15 protein-coding genes are annotated in these 16,904 nt (G+C 61.8%); 9 read left to right on the plus strand and 6 right to left on the minus strand.

What is annotated here, in order from left to right; genetic code table 11:
- Positions 1-79 precede the first annotated feature (79 nt).
- Positions 80-592, minus strand: a complete 513-nt coding sequence (locus tag V6M90_RS19180) for a glycine cleavage system protein R (RefSeq protein ID WP_141062952.1) — start codon at positions 590-592, stop codon at positions 80-82.
- A gap of 267 nt (positions 593-859) precedes the next feature.
- Here V6M90_RS19180 and V6M90_RS19185 point away from each other — a divergent pair, with 267 nt between their 5' ends.
- Positions 860-3,043: a malate synthase G gene (locus V6M90_RS19185; RefSeq protein WP_332846960.1), complete on the plus strand. Its 2,184-nt coding sequence runs from the start codon at positions 860-862 to the stop codon at positions 3,041-3,043.
- A 149-nt stretch (positions 3,044-3,192) separates the two neighbouring features.
- Here V6M90_RS19185 and V6M90_RS19190 read toward each other — a convergent pair whose 3' ends face one another.
- Both V6M90_RS19190 and V6M90_RS19195 read right to left on the minus strand, forming a co-directional pair.
- Positions 3,193-3,621: a hypothetical protein gene (locus V6M90_RS19190; protein ID WP_141062950.1), complete on the minus strand. Its 429-nt coding sequence runs from the start codon at positions 3,619-3,621 to the stop codon at positions 3,193-3,195.
- A 120-nt stretch (positions 3,622-3,741) separates the two neighbouring features.
- Positions 3,742-4,191 (minus strand): response regulator, encoded by a 450-nt coding sequence (locus V6M90_RS19195; RefSeq protein ID WP_332846961.1) that lies wholly within the window; start codon positions 4,189-4,191, stop codon positions 3,742-3,744.
- A gap of 242 nt (positions 4,192-4,433) precedes the next feature.
- Here V6M90_RS19195 and V6M90_RS19200 point away from each other — a divergent pair, with 242 nt between their 5' ends.
- The 8 genes from V6M90_RS19200 to V6M90_RS19235 all read left to right on the plus strand — a co-directional run bounded on the left by V6M90_RS19200 (position 4,434) and on the right by V6M90_RS19235 (position 13,233).
- Complete coding sequence (locus V6M90_RS19200) at positions 4,434-6,356, plus strand: putative nucleotidyltransferase substrate binding domain-containing protein (protein ID WP_042945962.1); 1,923 nt, start codon at positions 4,434-4,436, stop codon at positions 6,354-6,356.
- The gene (locus tag V6M90_RS19205; RefSeq protein ID WP_003176526.1) at positions 6,353-7,060 is read left to right on the plus strand and encodes a 3'-5' exonuclease; all 708 of its coding nucleotides are present in this window, start codon (positions 6,353-6,355) and stop codon (positions 7,058-7,060) included. Before V6M90_RS19200 ends, V6M90_RS19205 begins: the two co-directional genes overlap by 4 nt.
- A 100-nt stretch (positions 7,061-7,160) precedes the next feature.
- Positions 7,161-7,679: an RNA polymerase sigma factor gene (locus V6M90_RS19210; RefSeq protein WP_003176527.1), complete on the plus strand. Its 519-nt coding sequence runs from the start codon at positions 7,161-7,163 to the stop codon at positions 7,677-7,679.
- Positions 7,676-8,644 carry a FecR family protein gene (locus V6M90_RS19215; protein WP_003176528.1) on the plus strand — a complete coding sequence of 323 codons (969 nt, stop codon included), beginning with the start codon at positions 7,676-7,678 and terminating at the stop codon, positions 8,642-8,644. Before V6M90_RS19210 ends, V6M90_RS19215 begins: the two co-directional genes overlap by 4 nt.
- A gap of 136 nt (positions 8,645-8,780) precedes the next feature.
- Complete coding sequence (locus V6M90_RS19220) at positions 8,781-11,210, plus strand: TonB-dependent siderophore receptor (RefSeq protein ID WP_003176529.1); 2,430 nt, start codon at positions 8,781-8,783, stop codon at positions 11,208-11,210.
- Positions 11,211-11,227: 17 nt separating this feature from the next.
- Positions 11,228-12,331, plus strand: coding sequence for a PepSY-associated TM helix domain-containing protein (locus V6M90_RS19225; RefSeq protein WP_141062948.1), 1,104 nt, complete (start codon positions 11,228-11,230; stop codon positions 12,329-12,331).
- Entirely contained in the window at positions 12,328-12,519 is a 192-nt protein-coding gene (locus tag V6M90_RS19230) for a hypothetical protein (protein WP_003176531.1), read from the plus strand. The genes V6M90_RS19225 and V6M90_RS19230 overlap by 4 nt, the downstream gene beginning before the upstream one ends.
- An 84-nt stretch (positions 12,520-12,603) precedes the next feature.
- Positions 12,604-13,233 (plus strand): glutathione S-transferase N-terminal domain-containing protein, encoded by a 630-nt coding sequence (locus V6M90_RS19235; protein WP_003176532.1) that lies wholly within the window; start codon positions 12,604-12,606, stop codon positions 13,231-13,233.
- A 132-nt stretch (positions 13,234-13,365) separates the two neighbouring features.
- Here the strand turns inward: V6M90_RS19235 and creD are convergent, their stop codons facing one another.
- Genes creD through creB form a run of 3 tightly spaced genes read right to left on the minus strand, consistent with a single transcriptional unit; the run spans position 13,366 to position 16,898 of the window.
- Positions 13,366-14,739, minus strand: a complete 1,374-nt coding sequence (gene creD / locus V6M90_RS19240) for a cell envelope integrity protein CreD (RefSeq protein ID WP_003176533.1) — start codon at positions 14,737-14,739, stop codon at positions 13,366-13,368.
- Between the two features lie 51 nt (positions 14,740-14,790).
- The gene (gene creC / locus V6M90_RS19245) at positions 14,791-16,230 is read right to left on the minus strand and encodes a two-component system sensor histidine kinase CreC (RefSeq protein WP_332846962.1); all 1,440 of its coding nucleotides are present in this window, start codon (positions 16,228-16,230) and stop codon (positions 14,791-14,793) included.
- Complete coding sequence (gene creB, locus V6M90_RS19250; RefSeq protein WP_332846963.1) at positions 16,230-16,898, minus strand: two-component system response regulator CreB; 669 nt, start codon at positions 16,896-16,898, stop codon at positions 16,230-16,232. Before creB ends, creC begins: the two co-directional genes overlap by 1 nt.
- Between the last annotated feature and the right edge of the window lie 6 nt (positions 16,899-16,904).

A 16,904-nucleotide genomic window follows, 5' to 3' on the forward strand; every position in this document is an offset into this window, starting at 1 on the left:
CCGGCTTGGCTTGCAGAGATCAACCCCAAGGTTATCCACAGGCCCATGCAAGTTTTCCATGCATAACCTTGCGGGCCGACTATTCCTCGCTGTGCAGCTCTACCATCAAGTCATCGGCCAAGGTTTCCAGGCATTCCTGCAACTTATCCAGGGACAACGTCGACGGTACCTGCAGCAGCGCCTCGGCGGTGAACAGCGGATCACCGCTCATCGGTGCCGGCCGCACATCGGTGCTCAAACGCTCCAGGTTCACCCCCTGCTTGCTCAACAACGCCGTGATTTCACGCACGATGCCCGAGCGGTCATTGCCCACCAAGGTCATCACAATCGGCTTGGACGCCAGGGCCTGACCGGTACTCCCCTCACCCACCAGCACGCGAATGCCGTGTGTGGATAAGTCCTCCAACGCCCCCACCAACGCCTGACGGTGCTCCGCAGGTACGCTGACCCGCAGGATCCCGGCGAACTGCCCGGCCATATGGGCCATGCGGCTTTCCAGCCAGTTGCCACCGTGGGCGGCAATGTTCTGCGCGATACGTTCAACCAGGCCGGGTTTGTCGGCGGCGATAATTGTGAGTACAAGATGGTCCATGGCGAAGCCCTCTGGAATTCAATCTACAAGGTGGACCCGAGGGCCCACGAACACAAATCGTGTACCATTTTTATATTTATCTGGAACAATCGAATAGTTTTTTGAGAACATCCGGTTCTCCGCTGTGACCGTACGACCAAAGTGGGTCGCTAAACGACGTATTTAGTCTAATTTTCACAACCGCAAGCCATCATGTAGTATGCCCAACCGAGCACTACATAATGAAAATCTGAAACAGCGCATAAGCTCCGCAGAGTGAGGCAAGAGATGACTGAACACGTTCAAGTCGGTGGCCTGCAGGTCGCCAAAGTCCTGTTCGACTTCGTGAACAACGAAGCCATTCCCGGTAGCGGCATCACTGCCGACCAATTCTGGGCCGGCGCCGACAAGGTCATCCATGACCTGGCCCCAAAGAACAAAGCCCTGCTCGCCAAACGCGACGATTTCCAGGCGCGGATCGATACCTGGCACCAGACCCACGCGAGCCAGGCCCATGACCCGGCGGCCTACAAGGCCTTCCTGCAAGACATCGGATACCTGCTGCCAGAAGCTGCGGATTTCCTCGCCTCGACCCAAAACGTCGACGACGAAATCGCGCGCATGGCCGGCCCGCAACTGGTGGTACCGGTGATGAACGCCCGCTTCGCCCTCAACGCCTCCAATGCGCGGTGGGGCTCGCTGTATGACGCGCTGTATGGCACCGACGCCATCAGCGAAGCCGACGGCGCCGAAAAGGGCAAGGGTTATAACAAGGTGCGAGGCGACAAGGTTATCGCCTTCGCACGCGCCTTCCTCGACGAAGCCGCACCGCTCAGCGCTGGCAGCCATGTCGACTCCACCGGTTACAAGATCGTCGACGGCATGCTGATCGTCAGCCTCAAGGGCGGCAGCAACAGCGGCCTGCGTGACGACGCCCAGTTGATCGGCTTCCAGGGCCCTGCTGCCGAGCCGATTGCGATCCTGTTCAAACACAACGGCCTGCACTTCGAACTCCAGATCGACGCCAGCACCCCGGTCGGCCAGACCGACGCCGCCGGGGTCAAAGACATACTGATGGAAGCCGCGCTCACCACCATCATGGACTGCGAAGACTCCGTGGCCGCCGTGGACGCCGACGACAAAGTGGTGATCTACCGCAACTGGCTCGGCCTGATGAAGGGCGACCTGGCCGAAGAAGTGGCCAAGGGCGGCAAGACGTTCACCCGCACCATGAACCCCGACCGTGTCTACACCGGTCTGGATGGCCAGGACGTGACGCTGCACGGCCGCTCGCTGTTGTTCGTGCGTAACGTCGGCCATTTGATGACCATCGACGCGATCCTCGATAAAGACGGCAACGAAGTCCCGGAAGGTATTCTCGACGGCCTGCTTACCAGCCTCGCGGCGATCCACAGCCTCAATGGCAACAGCAGCCGCAAGAACAGCCGCACCGGCTCGGTGTACATCGTCAAGCCGAAGATGCACGGCCCCGAAGAAGCCGCGTTCACCAACGAGCTGTTCGGGCGCATCGAAGACGTGCTGAACCTGCCGCGCAACACGCTCAAGGTCGGGATCATGGACGAGGAGCGCCGCACCACGGTCAACCTCAAAGCCTGCATCAAGGCGGCCAGCGAGCGCGTGGTGTTCATCAACACCGGTTTCCTCGACCGCACCGGCGACGAAATCCACACCTCCATGGAAGCCGGCGCGATGGTGCGCAAGGCCGCCATGAAGTCTGAGAAGTGGATCGGCGCCTACGAAAACTGGAACGTCGATATCGGCTTGAGCACCGGTCTGCAAGGCCGTGCACAGATTGGTAAAGGCATGTGGGCGATGCCCGACCTGATGGCGGCGATGCTCGAACAGAAAATCGCCCACCCGCTGGCCGGCGCCAACACCGCCTGGGTACCGTCACCGACTGCTGCCGCGCTGCACGCGCTGCACTACCACAAGGTCGACGTGTTCGCGCGCCAGGCCGAACTGGCCAAGCGCGAACGCGCCTCGGTGGATGACATCCTCACTATCCCCCTGGCCAGCAACACCGATTGGTCCGAGGAAGAGATCCGCAACGAGCTGGACAACAACGCCCAGGGCATCCTCGGTTATGTGGTGCGCTGGATCGACCAGGGTGTGGGTTGCTCGAAAGTGCCGGACATCAACGATGTCGGCCTGATGGAAGACCGCGCCACCCTGCGCATTTCCAGCCAGCACATCGCCAACTGGTTGCGCCACGGCATCGTCAACGAAGCCCAGGTGATGGAAAGCCTCAAGCGCATGGCGCCGGTGGTGGACCGTCAGAACGCCGGCGACGCGCTGTACCGCCCACTGGCACCGGATTTCGACAGCAACATCGCCTTCCAGGCCGCGGTGGAGCTGGTGATTGAAGGGACCAAACAGCCCAATGGCTATACCGAGCCGGTGTTGCACCGCAGGCGTCGGGAATTCAAGGCTAAAAACGGCCTGTCATTGTAGGAGCGAGCTTGCTCGCGAAAAATGTCGACGATACTGCGGGCATCCTGGATAAACGCGGCGATTGTATATTCTTCGTGAGCAAGCTTGCTCCAACAGATACAAAAAAGCCCTGATCGCAAGATCAGGGCTTTTTTGTGCGGCGAACCAAGTCAGGGATAGGTTGCCGAAAAGGATCCACTGAAAACAACTTCGTCAACACCGTTGCTGATCCTTGCACCTGTTACCGTTCCATTAATATCCGCCGTTTGTCCATCACCAGATTCCTTGACGTTGACACTCATAACCCCCGAACGAGGCACTGTATATTCTGACCCAGCTACTTCAAATGTGATTCTTTTGAAATCTATGAGCTGATAACTGTTGTCCCCTGGTCGAAGTGCATGTGGAAAACTCCAGCTAATACCGACCACCTCACCGTCGCCGTTGTCGTGACTTATCACGGCTAGACTCAGCCATATCGTCACTCTATCCGTAGAAAACTTGTAATCGGCATTTTGGTGCTTATAGCTAAACTCTGCCTTACCGTTTCTCTTTTCTAAAGAATCCGGCTCGGGAAAATCAGCATCTGTTACTTTCATTTCGAAATGCTCCTGTTCACAGGTCGTTGGGCACGGTACTGAACCAGCACCTTCGACTTAAGTGAACATCCAGCCCCCTCTCCGCCAACTGTCAGAACTGACAGTCCCGACGAACGGCGCCTACTGCACCATCCCCAGCTCCCGCTTCACCAACTTCGCCAACTTCGCGCTATCAATCGGCTTGAGCAAAAAATCCACCACGCTTAGGTGCATCGCAGCGATCACATCCGGCGCCTCGGCATCTCCGGACATAATGATGATCGGTAGTGCGGCGCGGGTGGACTCACGCACCCGACGAATCAACTCCAGACCATTGCTCGGCGCCATGCGCAAGTCGGTGATCAGCAAACCGATGGAGCTGCTGGGCTTCAACAATAATTCCCACGCCGTCTCCCCACTGTCAGCGGTCATGCAGCGAATACCGTCCAGCCCCAGGATCTCCGCCAGCAGCTCACGTGCGTCCTTGTCGTCATCGACAATCAACACACGTTGGGGCGGTAAATCAGGCTCCAGCATCACGGCGCTCAGCGCCTCGCGCTCGGCATCACTCAAAATATCGTGGTCGGACATACGGTTCTCAACAGTTCTTATCACTCCCAGCACTCGTCAGACATCTGCGGAAGGGTGTTCAATGTGCACTTCGTCGGAAAGTTTGCCTAGTGGGCGTTCTACGGGGTTTGGACGATAGCCTTGTAAGGTTTTTCCCTAGTTTTAGCGTTTTTTCATCGACCTAGACTTACGTCCAATGGGCACCCAGCGCCCGGGAGTCGACCATGCAGGACGATAACGACAAAAAAACTGCGGTCACTGTTATGAGTAAAGCTGATGCTTTCACGCAGGCGGGTAAAACCGCCGTGTTGCAGAACATCCACGGCACCCTGCAATTCCTGCAACGCTTCCCACCGTTCAACCAGATGGAACAGGCACACCTGGCGTTCCTGGTGGAGCAATGCCAGTTGCGCTTCTATGGCCCCGGCGAGAGCATTCTCAAACCGTCGGGCGGACCGGTGGAGCACTTCTATGTGGTCAAACAGGGTCGGGTGGTGGGCGAGCGACCGGATTCGGAACACGCCACCTTCGAGATCACCACGGGCGAGTGCTTTCCCCTCGCGGCGCTGCTCGGTGAGCGGGCCACGCGCACCGAGCACAAGGCCGCCGAAGACACCTTTTGCCTGCAACTGAACAAACCGGCTTTCATCAAGCTGTTCGCCCTCTCCAGCCCATTTCGCGACTTTGCCCTGCGGGGCGTCAGCAGCCTGCTGGATCAGGTCAACCAGCAGGTGCAGCAAAAAGCCGTGGAAACCCTCGGCACGCAGTATTCCTTGAACACCCGCCTGGGCGAATTGGCCATGCGCCATCCGGTCACGTGCAACCCGGACACACCGCTGCGTGAAGCGGTGACGCTGATGCACGAACAGCAGGTGGGCAGCATCGTGATCGTCGATGAGCACAAGGCGCCCCTGGGGATTTTCACCTTGCGCGACCTTCGCCAGGTGGTGGCCGACGGCACCAGCGATTTCAGCCAGCCCATCGACGCGCATATGACCCAGGCACCGTTCTTTTTGACCCCCGATCACAGCGCGTTCGATGCCGCCATCGCCATGACCGAGCGGCATATCGCCCATGTGTGCCTGGTCAGGGACCAGCGCCTGTGTGGCGTGGTGTCCGAGCGCGACTTGTTTTCCCTGCAACGCGTCGACCTGGTGCACCTGGCCCGCACTATCCGCAACGCGCCGCGGGTGGACAACCTGGTGGCGCTGCGTGGCGAGATCGGCCAGTTGGTGGAGCGAATGCTGGCCCACGGAGCATCGTCCACCCAGATTACCCACATCATTACCCTGCTCAACGACCACACCGTGTGCCGAGTGATCGAGCTGAGCATTGCCGAAAAAGGCGACCCAGGGGTGCCGTTCAGTTGGTTGTGTTTCGGCAGCGAAGGCCGTCGCGAGCAAACGCTGTACACCGACCAGGACAACGGCATTCTGTTCGAAGCCAAGGACGCGGTGGAAGCCGCCGAGATTCGCGGGCGCCTGCTGCCCCTGGCGCAGCAGATCAACCAGAGCCTGGCGCTGTGCGGGTTCAGCCTGTGCAAGGGCAACATCATGGCCGGCAACCCGGAACTATGCCTGTCGCGGGCTGAATGGGCGCGGCGCTTCGCGGCGTTTATCCGCGAAGCGACGCCGGAGAACCTGCTCGGCTCGAGCATTTATTTTGACCTGCGCGTGGTATGGGGCGACGAGCAGGGTTGCGAGCAATTGCGCCAAGGTATCTTGGACCAGGTCGCGGACAACCGGTTGTTCCAGCGCATGCTCGCTGAGAACGCCTTGCGCCAACGCCCACCGGTGGGGCGTTTTCGCGAATTCGTGCTGACTCGCAAAGGCAGCGAAAAAGCCACGCTGGACCTCAAGGTTCAGGGCCTCACTCCGTTCGTGGATGGCGCGCGCCTGCTGGCCCTGGCCAATGGCATCCATGCCAACAACACCCTGGAGCGCTTACGCCAGTTGGTAGTCAAGGAAGTCATCGAACCGCTGGACGGCGCCGCCTATGAAGAGGCGTATCACTTTATCCAGCAAACCCGCATGCAGCAGCACCAGTTGCAAACCCGCGAGAACCAGCCGTATTCCAACCGCGTCGACCCCGACAGCCTTAATCATCTGGACCGACGCATCCTGCGCGAATCCCTGCGCCAGGCCCAGCGCCTGCAAAGCAGCCTGACCCTGCGGTATCAACTGTGAGCCTGTTCGGTTGGTGGCGCGCCGCCAAACCGCGCCTGGACGCGGCGCAACAACGGCGCCTGGAACAACTGCCCAACCCTGCGGCACTGGGCGACAGCTCGCTGCGCACCCAGCGCTGGGTGGTGGTGGACCTGGAAACCAGCGGTCTGAACCTCAACCGCGACCAGGTGCTGTCCATCGGCGCGGTGGTGATCGAGGACGGTGCGGTGGATTTTTCCCAGTTGTTCGAACGCACCTTGCAACGCACCGACACAAAACTCAGCCCCAGCGTGCTGATCCACGGCCTGGGCCCCAGCGCCATCGCCGCCGGCAGTGATCCGGTCGAGGCCTTGCTGGACTTTATGGAGTTCGTCGGCGACAGCCCACTGCTGGCCTTCCATGCACCGTTCGATCAGCACATGCTCGGTCGCGCACTCAAGGACAGCCTGGGTTATCGCCTGGCTCATCCGTTCCTGGATGTGGCCGACATCGCCCCGCTGCTATGCCCCGAGGCGCATATCCGCGAAGCCGGGCTGGACGATTGGATCAATCACTTCAAGCTGCAGGTGGGCGAACGCCATCACGCCAGCGCCGATGCCCTGGCCACGGCCGAGCTGATGCTCATCCTGTTCAGCCGCGCGCGCCAGCAGCACATCGACACACCGCACGCGCTGCAAACACGTTTGAGCCAATGGAAACGGCGTAAACAAGCGCCATCGTTTTAATCTCATCTCCCGACAGACGCCAATTGCGCCCTCCCCACGCCTCTGACACAATCGCGAATAATTCTCGTTAGTTTAAACCTCTTGTTTATTCGGTGATGCCTTGTCGTCGGTCCAGACCCCACACAGTGAGCTTGTTGGCGCGTTGTATCGCGACCATCGTGGCTGGCTGCTGGCCTGGCTGCGGCGCAATGTGGCCTGCCCGAGCCGCGCCGAGGACCTGAGCCAGGACACATTCATGCGCCTGCTCGGCCGTGACGAGCTGCGCGCACCCCGCGAGCCAAGGGCGTTCCTGGTGGCAATCGCCAAAGGCCTGCTGTTCGACTATTTCCGGCGCGCGGCGCTGGAGCAGGCCTACCTCACCGAGTTGATGCTGATCCCGGAAAGCGAACATCCCTCGCCGGAAGCACAGCACCTGATCCTCGAAGACCTCAAGGCCATCGACCGCCTGCTCGGCAAGCTGTCGAGCAAGGCCCGCGCCGCCTTCCTGTATAGCCGTCTCGACGGCCTGGGCCACGCCGAAATCGCCCAACGCCTGGGTGTATCGGTGCCCCGTGTGCGCCAGTACCTGGCCCAGGGCATTCGCCAGTGCTATATCGCGCTGTATGGCCAACCGGCGTGAGCGCCATCAGCGCCAAACCCGTGTCGGCCCGCGTGCTGGATGCCGCGATTGCCTGGCAGCTGTCCCTCGACTCGGGGGACGGCAGCGCGGTGGAGCGCGAAGAGTTCAGCAAATGGCTGGCCAGCGACGAAGAACACGCCCGTGCCTGGCGCCAGCTGGGCATGCTCGACCAGCGTTTCAGTGCCGCCTCGGGCCCGGCGCGGGCGGCGTTGTTGCAATCGCGTGAAGGCCTTCGCCAACGCGTGCGCAAGCTCGGCAGCGGGCTGGCGAGTATCGCGTTGGTGTGCGGTCTGGCCTTGTTTGCCGGCGAACGCTACGTGCCGATCCACTATTGGCTGGCCGACCAGCGCACCGCCACCGGCGAGCAGCGCACGCTGAAACTGGCTGATGGCACGCAGATCAACCTCAATACCCACAGCGCCATCGACGTGCGCTTCGATGAGAAACGCCGGCTGATCGTGTTGCAGGAAGGCGAGATCCTCGTCCAAACCGGCCACAACGATGCGCGCCCGTTTTACGTGCAGACCCGCGATGGCAGCCTGCGGCCGCTGGGCACGCGGTTTATCGTCAAGCGCGAAGACGACGCCACGCGCTTGAGCGTGCTGCAATCGGCGGTGGCGGCGCAGCCGCAAGCGCTGCATCAGGAACAGGTGTTCAAGGAAGGCCAACAGGTACTGATGCGCAGCGACGGCCTCGGCCCTGCGCTTGCGGTCCCCCCCGCCACCGACGCCTGGACCCGCGGCATGCTGGTGGTCGACAACGCCCGCCTGGGCGATGTGGTCGAGGAACTCAGCCGTTACCGCAGCGGTTACCTGGGGGTGGATAAAAGCGTGGCCGACCTGCGCATCACCGGCAGCTTCCCGCTGCACGACACCACCCTGGCCCTCAACGCCCTGCTGCCGACCCTACCGGTGCGGATCGAGCAGCACACGCCGTGGTGGGTGGTGGTTAAAGGTAAGCCCTAGGTTTTCCAGTGCCTGGGTTTGCCCCCGATGAGGCCCTCAAGCACACCACAAAAAAATAGTTTCCCCCGCCCTATCACTTTCCAATTCTCGTTCGGCACCTAAGCAATTGAGAAATATTTCCATTCAGGAGCCGCCCATGTCCCGCACGCTAGATACCTTGTTGCGCCCCAGCCTGTTAGCCGTGGCCATCGCCCTCAGCGCCCCGCTGGCAAGCCCCGCGCTGTTCGCCGCCGAACAAGCCTCGACCGTGCGCGCCTACAACCTGCCGGCGGCGCCCCTGGCGTCCACGCTGAACCAGATCGCCAGCCAGGCCGGCCTGGCACTGACCCTCAACCCGGCGCTGGCGTCGGGCAAGACGTCGGCACCGGTCCAGGGCCAGTTCGATGCACAGGGCGCGCTGCGCGAGGCACTGCGTGGCACCGGGTTGCAGCTGGAACAGAGCAGCGCCGGGACGTTTACCCTGGTGGCGGTGCCGGAAGGTGCGCTGGCGTTGCCCACCACCAATATCACCAGCCAGGGCAGCGATGAAAGTGCCTGGGGCCCGGTCGAGGGCTACCTGGCCAAACGCACCGCCGCCGGCACCAAGACCGACACCGCGCTGGTCGAAGCGCCGCGCTCGATCTCCATCGCCACCCGCGAGCAGATGCAGGACCGCAACGTGCAGAACCTGGATGACGCGGTGAAATACATGCCCGGCATCGTCTCCGCCAGCTACGGCAGCGATACCCGTTATGACTGGATGCGCGTACGCGGCTTCGAACCCACTCAGTTCCTCGACGGCCTGCCACTGCCGCGCGGTGTGTACGCCAACCCGAAAGCCGAAACCTGGAACCTCGACCGCCTCGCCCTGCTGCGTGGCCCGGCCTCGTCGGTGTACGGCCAGACCCCGCCGGGCGGCCTGTTGGACATGGTCAGCCGCCGTCCCAGCGCCGAGCAGAGCAGTGCCATCCAGGTGCAATACGGCAGCGACAACTATCGCCAGATCAACTTTGCCAGCACCGGCAAGCTCGACGATGAGGGCCGGTTCCTCTATGGCCTCAGCGGCGTGGTGCGTGATGCCGGCACCCAGGTCGATCACATCGACAACAAGCGCTACAACATCGCGCCCAGCCTGACCTGGAATATCGACCCTGATACCCAGCTGACCTTCCTGTCGCAGTTCACCCGCGACGATACCGGCACCACCAGCCAGTTCCTGCCGATCCAGGGCACCAAGATCAAATCGCCATTGGGAGATATCTCCCATCACAAGAACCTGGGCGACCCGGACTACGAATATTACGACCGCACCTACTACGCGCTGGGCTATGCCTTCGAGCATCGCTTCAACGAGACGTGGCAGTTCAAGCAGAACCTGCGCTATACCAAGTCGGACCTGTCGTTCCAACAGTTGACCGTGGGTTCCTACGCGTTCTCCCCGGCGGACGCGGCGGGCAATATCAGCCGCTCGACCACCAACGTTGACGAAGACATCGGCCAGTTTGCGGTGGATAACCACTTCCAGGCTGACTTCGCGACCGGCGACATCCTGCACACGCTGCTGCTGGGCCTGGATCACCAGCGTACCGACACGTCCTATCGGGCGATATTCGGTACTGCATCGGGCATCAATATCTTCAACCCGATCAACACCCAGCCGACCCTGCGCCCGAGCAATGTCCGGCCTTTTTATGACTACAACCAGAAAACCGTGCAGACCGGCCTCTACGTACAGGACCAGATGGCCCTGGATAACTGGCGTTTGACGTTGGGCGGCCGGGAAGACTGGGTGCATCAGGGCACTACCTACTTCAACGACAGCGATGCGACCAACACTGACCGCATCAAACACTTCAGTGGCAACGCGGCGCTCAGCTATGTGTTCGACTCGGGCTTCGTGCCCTACTTGTCCTATGCCGAGTCGTTCCAACCGGCGAGCAATGCCGATACAAACGCGCTCACCACGTTTAAACCGACCGAAGGCAAGCAATGGGAAATGGGCGTCAAGTACCAGCCGCCCGGCTCCAATACGCTGCTGAGCGCGGCGGTCTACGACCTGACCCAGAAGAACGTGCAGGTGACCACCATCGGCCCAGGGGGCCAGCAAATCAACAGCCAGACCGGCGAAGTGAAAGTCAAAGGCCTGGAACTGGAAGCGGTGTCCGACGTGACCGACAACCTCAAGGTCATCGCCGCGTACACCCTGGCCAAGTCCGAGGTGCAAAAAGGCATCAACCAAGGCAACCGCCTGCAACTGATGCCCAACCAACAAGCCTCGCTGTGGACCGACTACACCTGGCACAGCGGCATCCTCGACGGCTTCGGCATCGGCTTCGGCGCCCGCTACACCGGCAATACCTACGGCGACCAGGCCAACACCTGGCTGGGCAAGGCCAATGCCTACACGGTGTTCGATGGCGCAGTGCATTACGACCTCGGCCGCCTCGACAACAGCCTGAAGGGCGCGTCGGTGAAAGTGAACGCCACCAACCTGTTCAACAAGGACTACCTGTCCACCTGCGATGGCAACTACTGCTACTTCGGCGACCAACGCAGCGTCGTCGCCAGCGCCACCTACCAGTGGTAAATGGCCAAGGCTAGAACATGAAAAGCAAAACCATCCGCCGCTGGTCCTTTGTCCATACCTGGACCAGCCTGGTCTGCACGGTGTTCCTGCTGTTGCTCGCCCTCACCGGCCTACCGCTGGTGTTTCACCACGAGATCGACCACCTGCTGGGCAACGAGCCGAAACTGGCGCAGATGCCCAACGACACGCCGACGCTCAACCTTGAGCAACTGGTTGACAAGGCCCAGGCCCATCGCCCCGGCGAAGCCTTGCAGTACCTGGCCTGGGATGAGGACGACAAGCACGGCGTGATCGCGATCATGGCCGCCACCGCCGGTACCGAGCCGAATGCGTCCCACACCTTCATGCTCGATGCACGCACCGGTGAGTCGGTGGAAATGCCGTCGGCCAACGGCGGCTTCACCCTGTTCCTGCTGCGCCTGCACGTGGACATGTTTGCCGGGCTGCCGGGCAAGTTGCTGTTGGCGTTCATGGGCATTCTGTTCGTGGTCGCGATCATCTCCGGCACGGTGCTGTACCTGCCGTTCATGCGCCGGTTGAAGTTCGCCACTGTGCGCCAGGACAAGTCCACCCGCCTGCGCTGGCTCGACCTGCATAACCTGATCGGCGTGGTCACGCTGACCTGGGCGTTGGTGGTCGGCGTGACCGGCGTGATCAGCGCCTGCGCCGACCTGATCATCGCCGCCTGGCGCCAGGACAGCCTGAGCGTCATGATCGAGCCCTACGCACACGCCCCGCCGCTGACCCAACGCGCACCGGCCAGCGACTTGCTGAGCATCGCCGCCAAGGCCGCGCCCGGCATGCAGCCGGACTTCATTGCCTTCCCCGGCACGCGCTTTTCCAGCGAGCATCACTATGCGGTGTTCATGAAAGGCAGCACCCACCTGACGTCGCACTTGCTCACCCCGGTGCTGATCGACGCCAGCACCCTGGCCGTCACCGCCATCGCCGAACGGCCGTGGTACATGGACGCCATGGGCCTGTCCCAGCCGCTGCACTTTGGCGACTACGGCGGCATGCCGATGAAGATCCTGTGGGCGCTGCTGGATGGGCTGACCATCATCGTACTCGGCAGTGGCGTTTACCTGTGGATCGTGCGGCGCAAGGCGGGCAAGGCATGAAGCCGCGCCAGTCGAACTTCTGGAAGGTGTTTGGCCTGCCGCTGGGAATTGGCGTGCTGAGTGCCACCGGGTTGTTTGCCGCGCTGCTGGGGGATGGGCTATGGGATTCGCTCAGTTGGGTGGGCCTGGGCGTGCCTGCTGTGATAGGCGTTTGGGGGTTGTTCAAGCGGCGCGGCTGCTCCCGATGAGGCCCTCAAAAACAACCTCAATCCCCCTCGCCAGCCACGCGGCAACCCTCTAGGCTAGCCACAGCCCATTTTTGAGGAATGCCTATGTCCGCGCCCAGCATGACCTTGTTCCACAACCCCGCGTCACCGTTTGTGCGCAAAGTCCGCGTGCTGCTGCTCGAAACCGGCCAGCAGGACCGTGTGGCCCTGCATGCGTGCACGCCGACCCCGGTGAGTCCGGACGCCCAGGTGGTGCAAGGCAACCCCGTGGGCAAGATCCCCGCCCTGCGCCTGGCCGACGGCACGGTGCTGCACGACAGCCGGGTGATCCTCGATTACTTCGACCACCAGCACGTCGGTAACCCGCTGATCCCCCGTGACGGCTCGGCGCGCTGGCGCCGTCTGACCCTGGCCTCGATGGCCGACGGCATCATGGACGCCGCCGTGCTGGTGCGTTACGAAACCGCCCTGCGCCCGGCGCAAAAGCACTGGGATCAGTGGCTCGACGAGCAGCGCAACAAGATCAACCGCACCCTCGCCGAGCTGGAGCAGGACGCCATCGCCGAACTGACCAGCCACTTCGACATCGCCGCCATCAGCGTGGCGTGCGCCTTGGGCTACCTGGACTTCCGCCATCCGGACATGCACTGGCGGTTGGCCAACCCACAGCTTGCCGCCTGGTACGCCGAGGTCAGCCAGCGGCCTTCGATGCAGCAGACCCAGCCGCCCATTTAGCCCGGTGAAACACGATTTCCGTGGTGAGCGGGCTGGCCCCACTCACCACAACAGCCTCTCGCCACACTGGAAATAGCGCGTTAATTTTTCCCACCAACCGCAACCTCTCTTGCTGATCCTCGCGCAACCCAATCATTGCACCGCCTCCAGATCAAACACCAACGGCTCAACCTCCTTGCGCTTGCCCACGCCATACCAGTCCAGTTTGCGCGTCAGCACCATCACCGTGCCCAGCAGGCCGAACAGCAGCAGCGAGCCCATCAGCAACGCGTAGTCCTCGGCGCTCAATAGCCCGTACAACAAGCCATACAACGCCGCCAACCCCGCCGAGAAACCCAGGCCGTGGGCCACGCTGCGCAGCACATGGCACACGTAGAAACCAATCAGCAACACACAGGCACTCGCCGAGATCAGGTATGCCAAGGCAAACCCCAGGTGCTCGGACAACGACAACAGCAACAGGTAGAAAAACGCCAGGGCCACCCCCACCAGTGCATATTGAATCGGGTGCACCGCCAGGCTCTTGAGCACCTCGAACAGGAAGAAACCGGCAAAGGTCAGAGCGATAAACAGCAGCGCGTATTTGATCGCGCGGTCGCTCTTGAGGTACTGGTCCACCGGGTCGATGAAGTTCACGCCAAAGCTGCGGTTGTTGAAGTCATCACAGCCTTGCGCGTCCAGGCAGGTCTGCAGGGCTTGTTCGAGGTTGGTGGAGAAGAACGAGGTCTGCCAGCTGGCCGTAAACCCCTTGTCGGTGATCTCACGTTGCGTCGGCAGGAAGTTGCCGATAAAGCTGGGGTGCGGCCAGTTGGAGGCCAGTGACACCTGGCTGGTCTTGCCCACCGGCACCACTTGCAGTTGCTCGGTCCCTTGCAGGCGCAGGTCGAAGGCGAAGTCCACCACGGCCGGTTTTTTGCTGTCCTGCTCGGGCAGCGCCACGTGCACGCCCTCGCCCAGCCAATCCACTTGAGAGCCCGGCGAGAACTCCAGCCGCTGGCTGCCCAGCTCGAGTTTCAGTGAGTTTTCAATGCCGCGAATATCGCTGATGCCCACCGCCAGAAAGGCCGGCTCAAAACGGTAGTCGGCAAAGTCTTCGGTGATCCCCAACTGCGCCGGCAGTTCGAAACGCCCCGTGATGCGGTTATCGGCATGAAACAACCGCGCCTGGTAAATGCCCCGTGCACGCAGTTCGGTCTGCACCTTGCCGTCGAGTTCAAAACGGTCCGGCAGGAAGTACAGGCGACCGCGTTCTTCACGCGTGACCTCGTAGCGCTTGTTGAGCTTTTCATTGAGCTTCCACTCACGCACGGTCTTGCGATACGGCACCACCATCACCGGCCCGGTCAGGCGCTGGGCGAAACTTGCGCTGCGGGCGATGTCCATCAGTACGCCGTCGCGCAGTTGCTGACGGTCGCTGATGATGCCGTTGATCATCAGCAACGGAATCAGCAACAGCAAAATCAGCAGCGCAATCGCGCCAAGTTTGAAAAGCAGGCTGCGGTTCATGGGTCTCTCCCTGTTTTGATGGACAGAGAGTGAGGCGCGCATGTGGGCGTTTTATGTGGGCAATGTGGAGACTGTGTGGAGATGCAGCACCACCTGCACGCCACCCGGCACGTTGCCGATCTGCAACGCGCCACCGTGCAGCTTCATCACTTCCTCGACAAAGTTGAGGCCCAGGCCCGTGCTTTTGCGCCCGCTGGCCGGGCGTGGCAACGAATAAAAGCGTTCACTCAGACGCGGCAAGGCGTAGTCGGGAATCGGCGCCGCCTGGTTGAACAGGCTCACCTGCACATCGTTGTGCAGCGTCTGTGCACTGAACTTCAACAGCCCGCCGGGGGGTGTGAAGTCCAAGGCGTTGTCCAGCAGATTACCCAAGGCCTGACGCAGCAGGAAGGGTTCGCCGAACACCTTCACATCCGCAGCAATCGCCTGCTCCACACGCAGGCCGGCGCCTTCGATGCGTGCGCATTGGGCGTTGAGCACTTCATCGACCAATGCGCCCAGCGCGAGACTCGTCTGTTCTTCCAGCCCCTGGCGTTGTTCCACCTGCGCCAGGTTCAACAGGCGCTCGATCAACTGCTGCAGGCGCGCACTCTCACTGTCGATATTGCCGACAAAGCGCTGCTGCTGTTCGCGGGTCATATCGCCCTGCAACAGCTCCGCCGCGCCACGGATCGCCGCCAATGGGCTTTTCAATTCGTGGGTCAGGGTGTGCACGTAATGTTCGACGTAGGCCTTGCCCTCCAGCTGCGTGCGCATGTGCTCCACCGCTGTGGATAACTGCTTCAACTCACCGCCACGGTAATGCGGCAACTCGGCACGCCGGCCTTCGCTGACCGCTTCGGCGTAGGCCGTCAGACGTCTCAAGGCCACGCTCAACCACCACGACAGCAACGCGCCCAGCAGCAAGCCGAGGATCACCAACCCGGCGCCGTACCACAGCAGGCGCCGCTCGGTGCGGTCGACGTAAGGCTGCAACGAGCTGTTCGGCTTGGCCACGGTGACCACGCCGATGATATGGCCGTTGTCGCGAATCGGCGCGCCCACGTGCATCACCGACGAGGTGGCATCCTCCGCGTTGCTGCGGGTCGAGCGCGCACCGTATTCGCCGCGCAGGGTCAGGTACACGTCGTTCCATTTGGAGTAGTCCTGGCCCACCGCTTCGCCGCTGGAATCGAGCAGCACCGTGCCCTTGGCGTCGGTCACGTAGATACGGTGGTTGACCTGGTTTTTCGGCAGGCCCCAGATGGTCGCGCCCGGCTGGCGATTGCCGTAGGCCTTGAGCAACTGCGGCCAGTGGCTTTGGCCGAGGGTGCGGTTTTTTACGTCATCGCGCAGGATTTCGGCCAGCAGGTTGGCGGTGTCCACCAGGGTTTCTTCGGTGGACTGGCGCACGCCGGGGCGGATTTCCTTCATCACCGTGCTGAGCACAAAGTAACCGGTCAGGCCGATAAACAGCGCATACACCAGGAAAATTCGCAGCCCCAGGCGCATCAGCTGTTGCTCGGGCTGTAGCTGTAGCCCAGGCCGCGATGGGTCTGGATCGGTTCGGCCTGCGCCGCCACGCTACGTAACTTGCTGCGCAGGCTTTTGATATGGCTGTCGATATTGCGCTCGTAGCCGGCATCGGCCGGCACGCCCACCGCGTCCAGCAGTTGTTCGCGGCTGAACACACGCTCGGGTTGCTCCAGCAGGCTTTGCAGCAGGCGGAATTCATGGCGCGTGAGGCTCAAGGGCTGGCCGCGATAGCTGATCTGCATGCGCTCCAGGTCCACCTGGAACAGCGCCGGCGCCACACCAGGGCCAACCCGCTTGAGGATCGCCCGCACCCGCGCCGCCACTTCCCGCGGGCTGAACGGCTTGATCACATAGTCGTCGGCGCCGATCTCCAGCCCCACCACGCGGTCGATCTCAGCGTCCCGCGCACTGAGGAACATCACCGGCACATCACTGAAGCGGCGCAATTGCTTGCAGGTTTCAAAGCCGCTGATGTCCGGCAAGCCGATGTCGAGGATGACCAGGTCGGCCGGCGTCTGGCGCTGATGTTCCAGCGCCGCCTGGCCGAGCGTCAGCCAGGTGGTGGTGAAGCCCTCGCCTTGCAGGGCGAACAACAGCGTATCGGCTATCGCCGCTTCGTCTTCGACAATCAGGATGTGGGGCATGGGGGT

It is taken from the genome of Pseudomonas lactucae, assembly GCF_036688725.1.
GTDB classification, from domain to species: domain Bacteria; phylum Pseudomonadota; class Gammaproteobacteria; order Pseudomonadales; family Pseudomonadaceae; genus Aquipseudomonas; species Aquipseudomonas lactucae.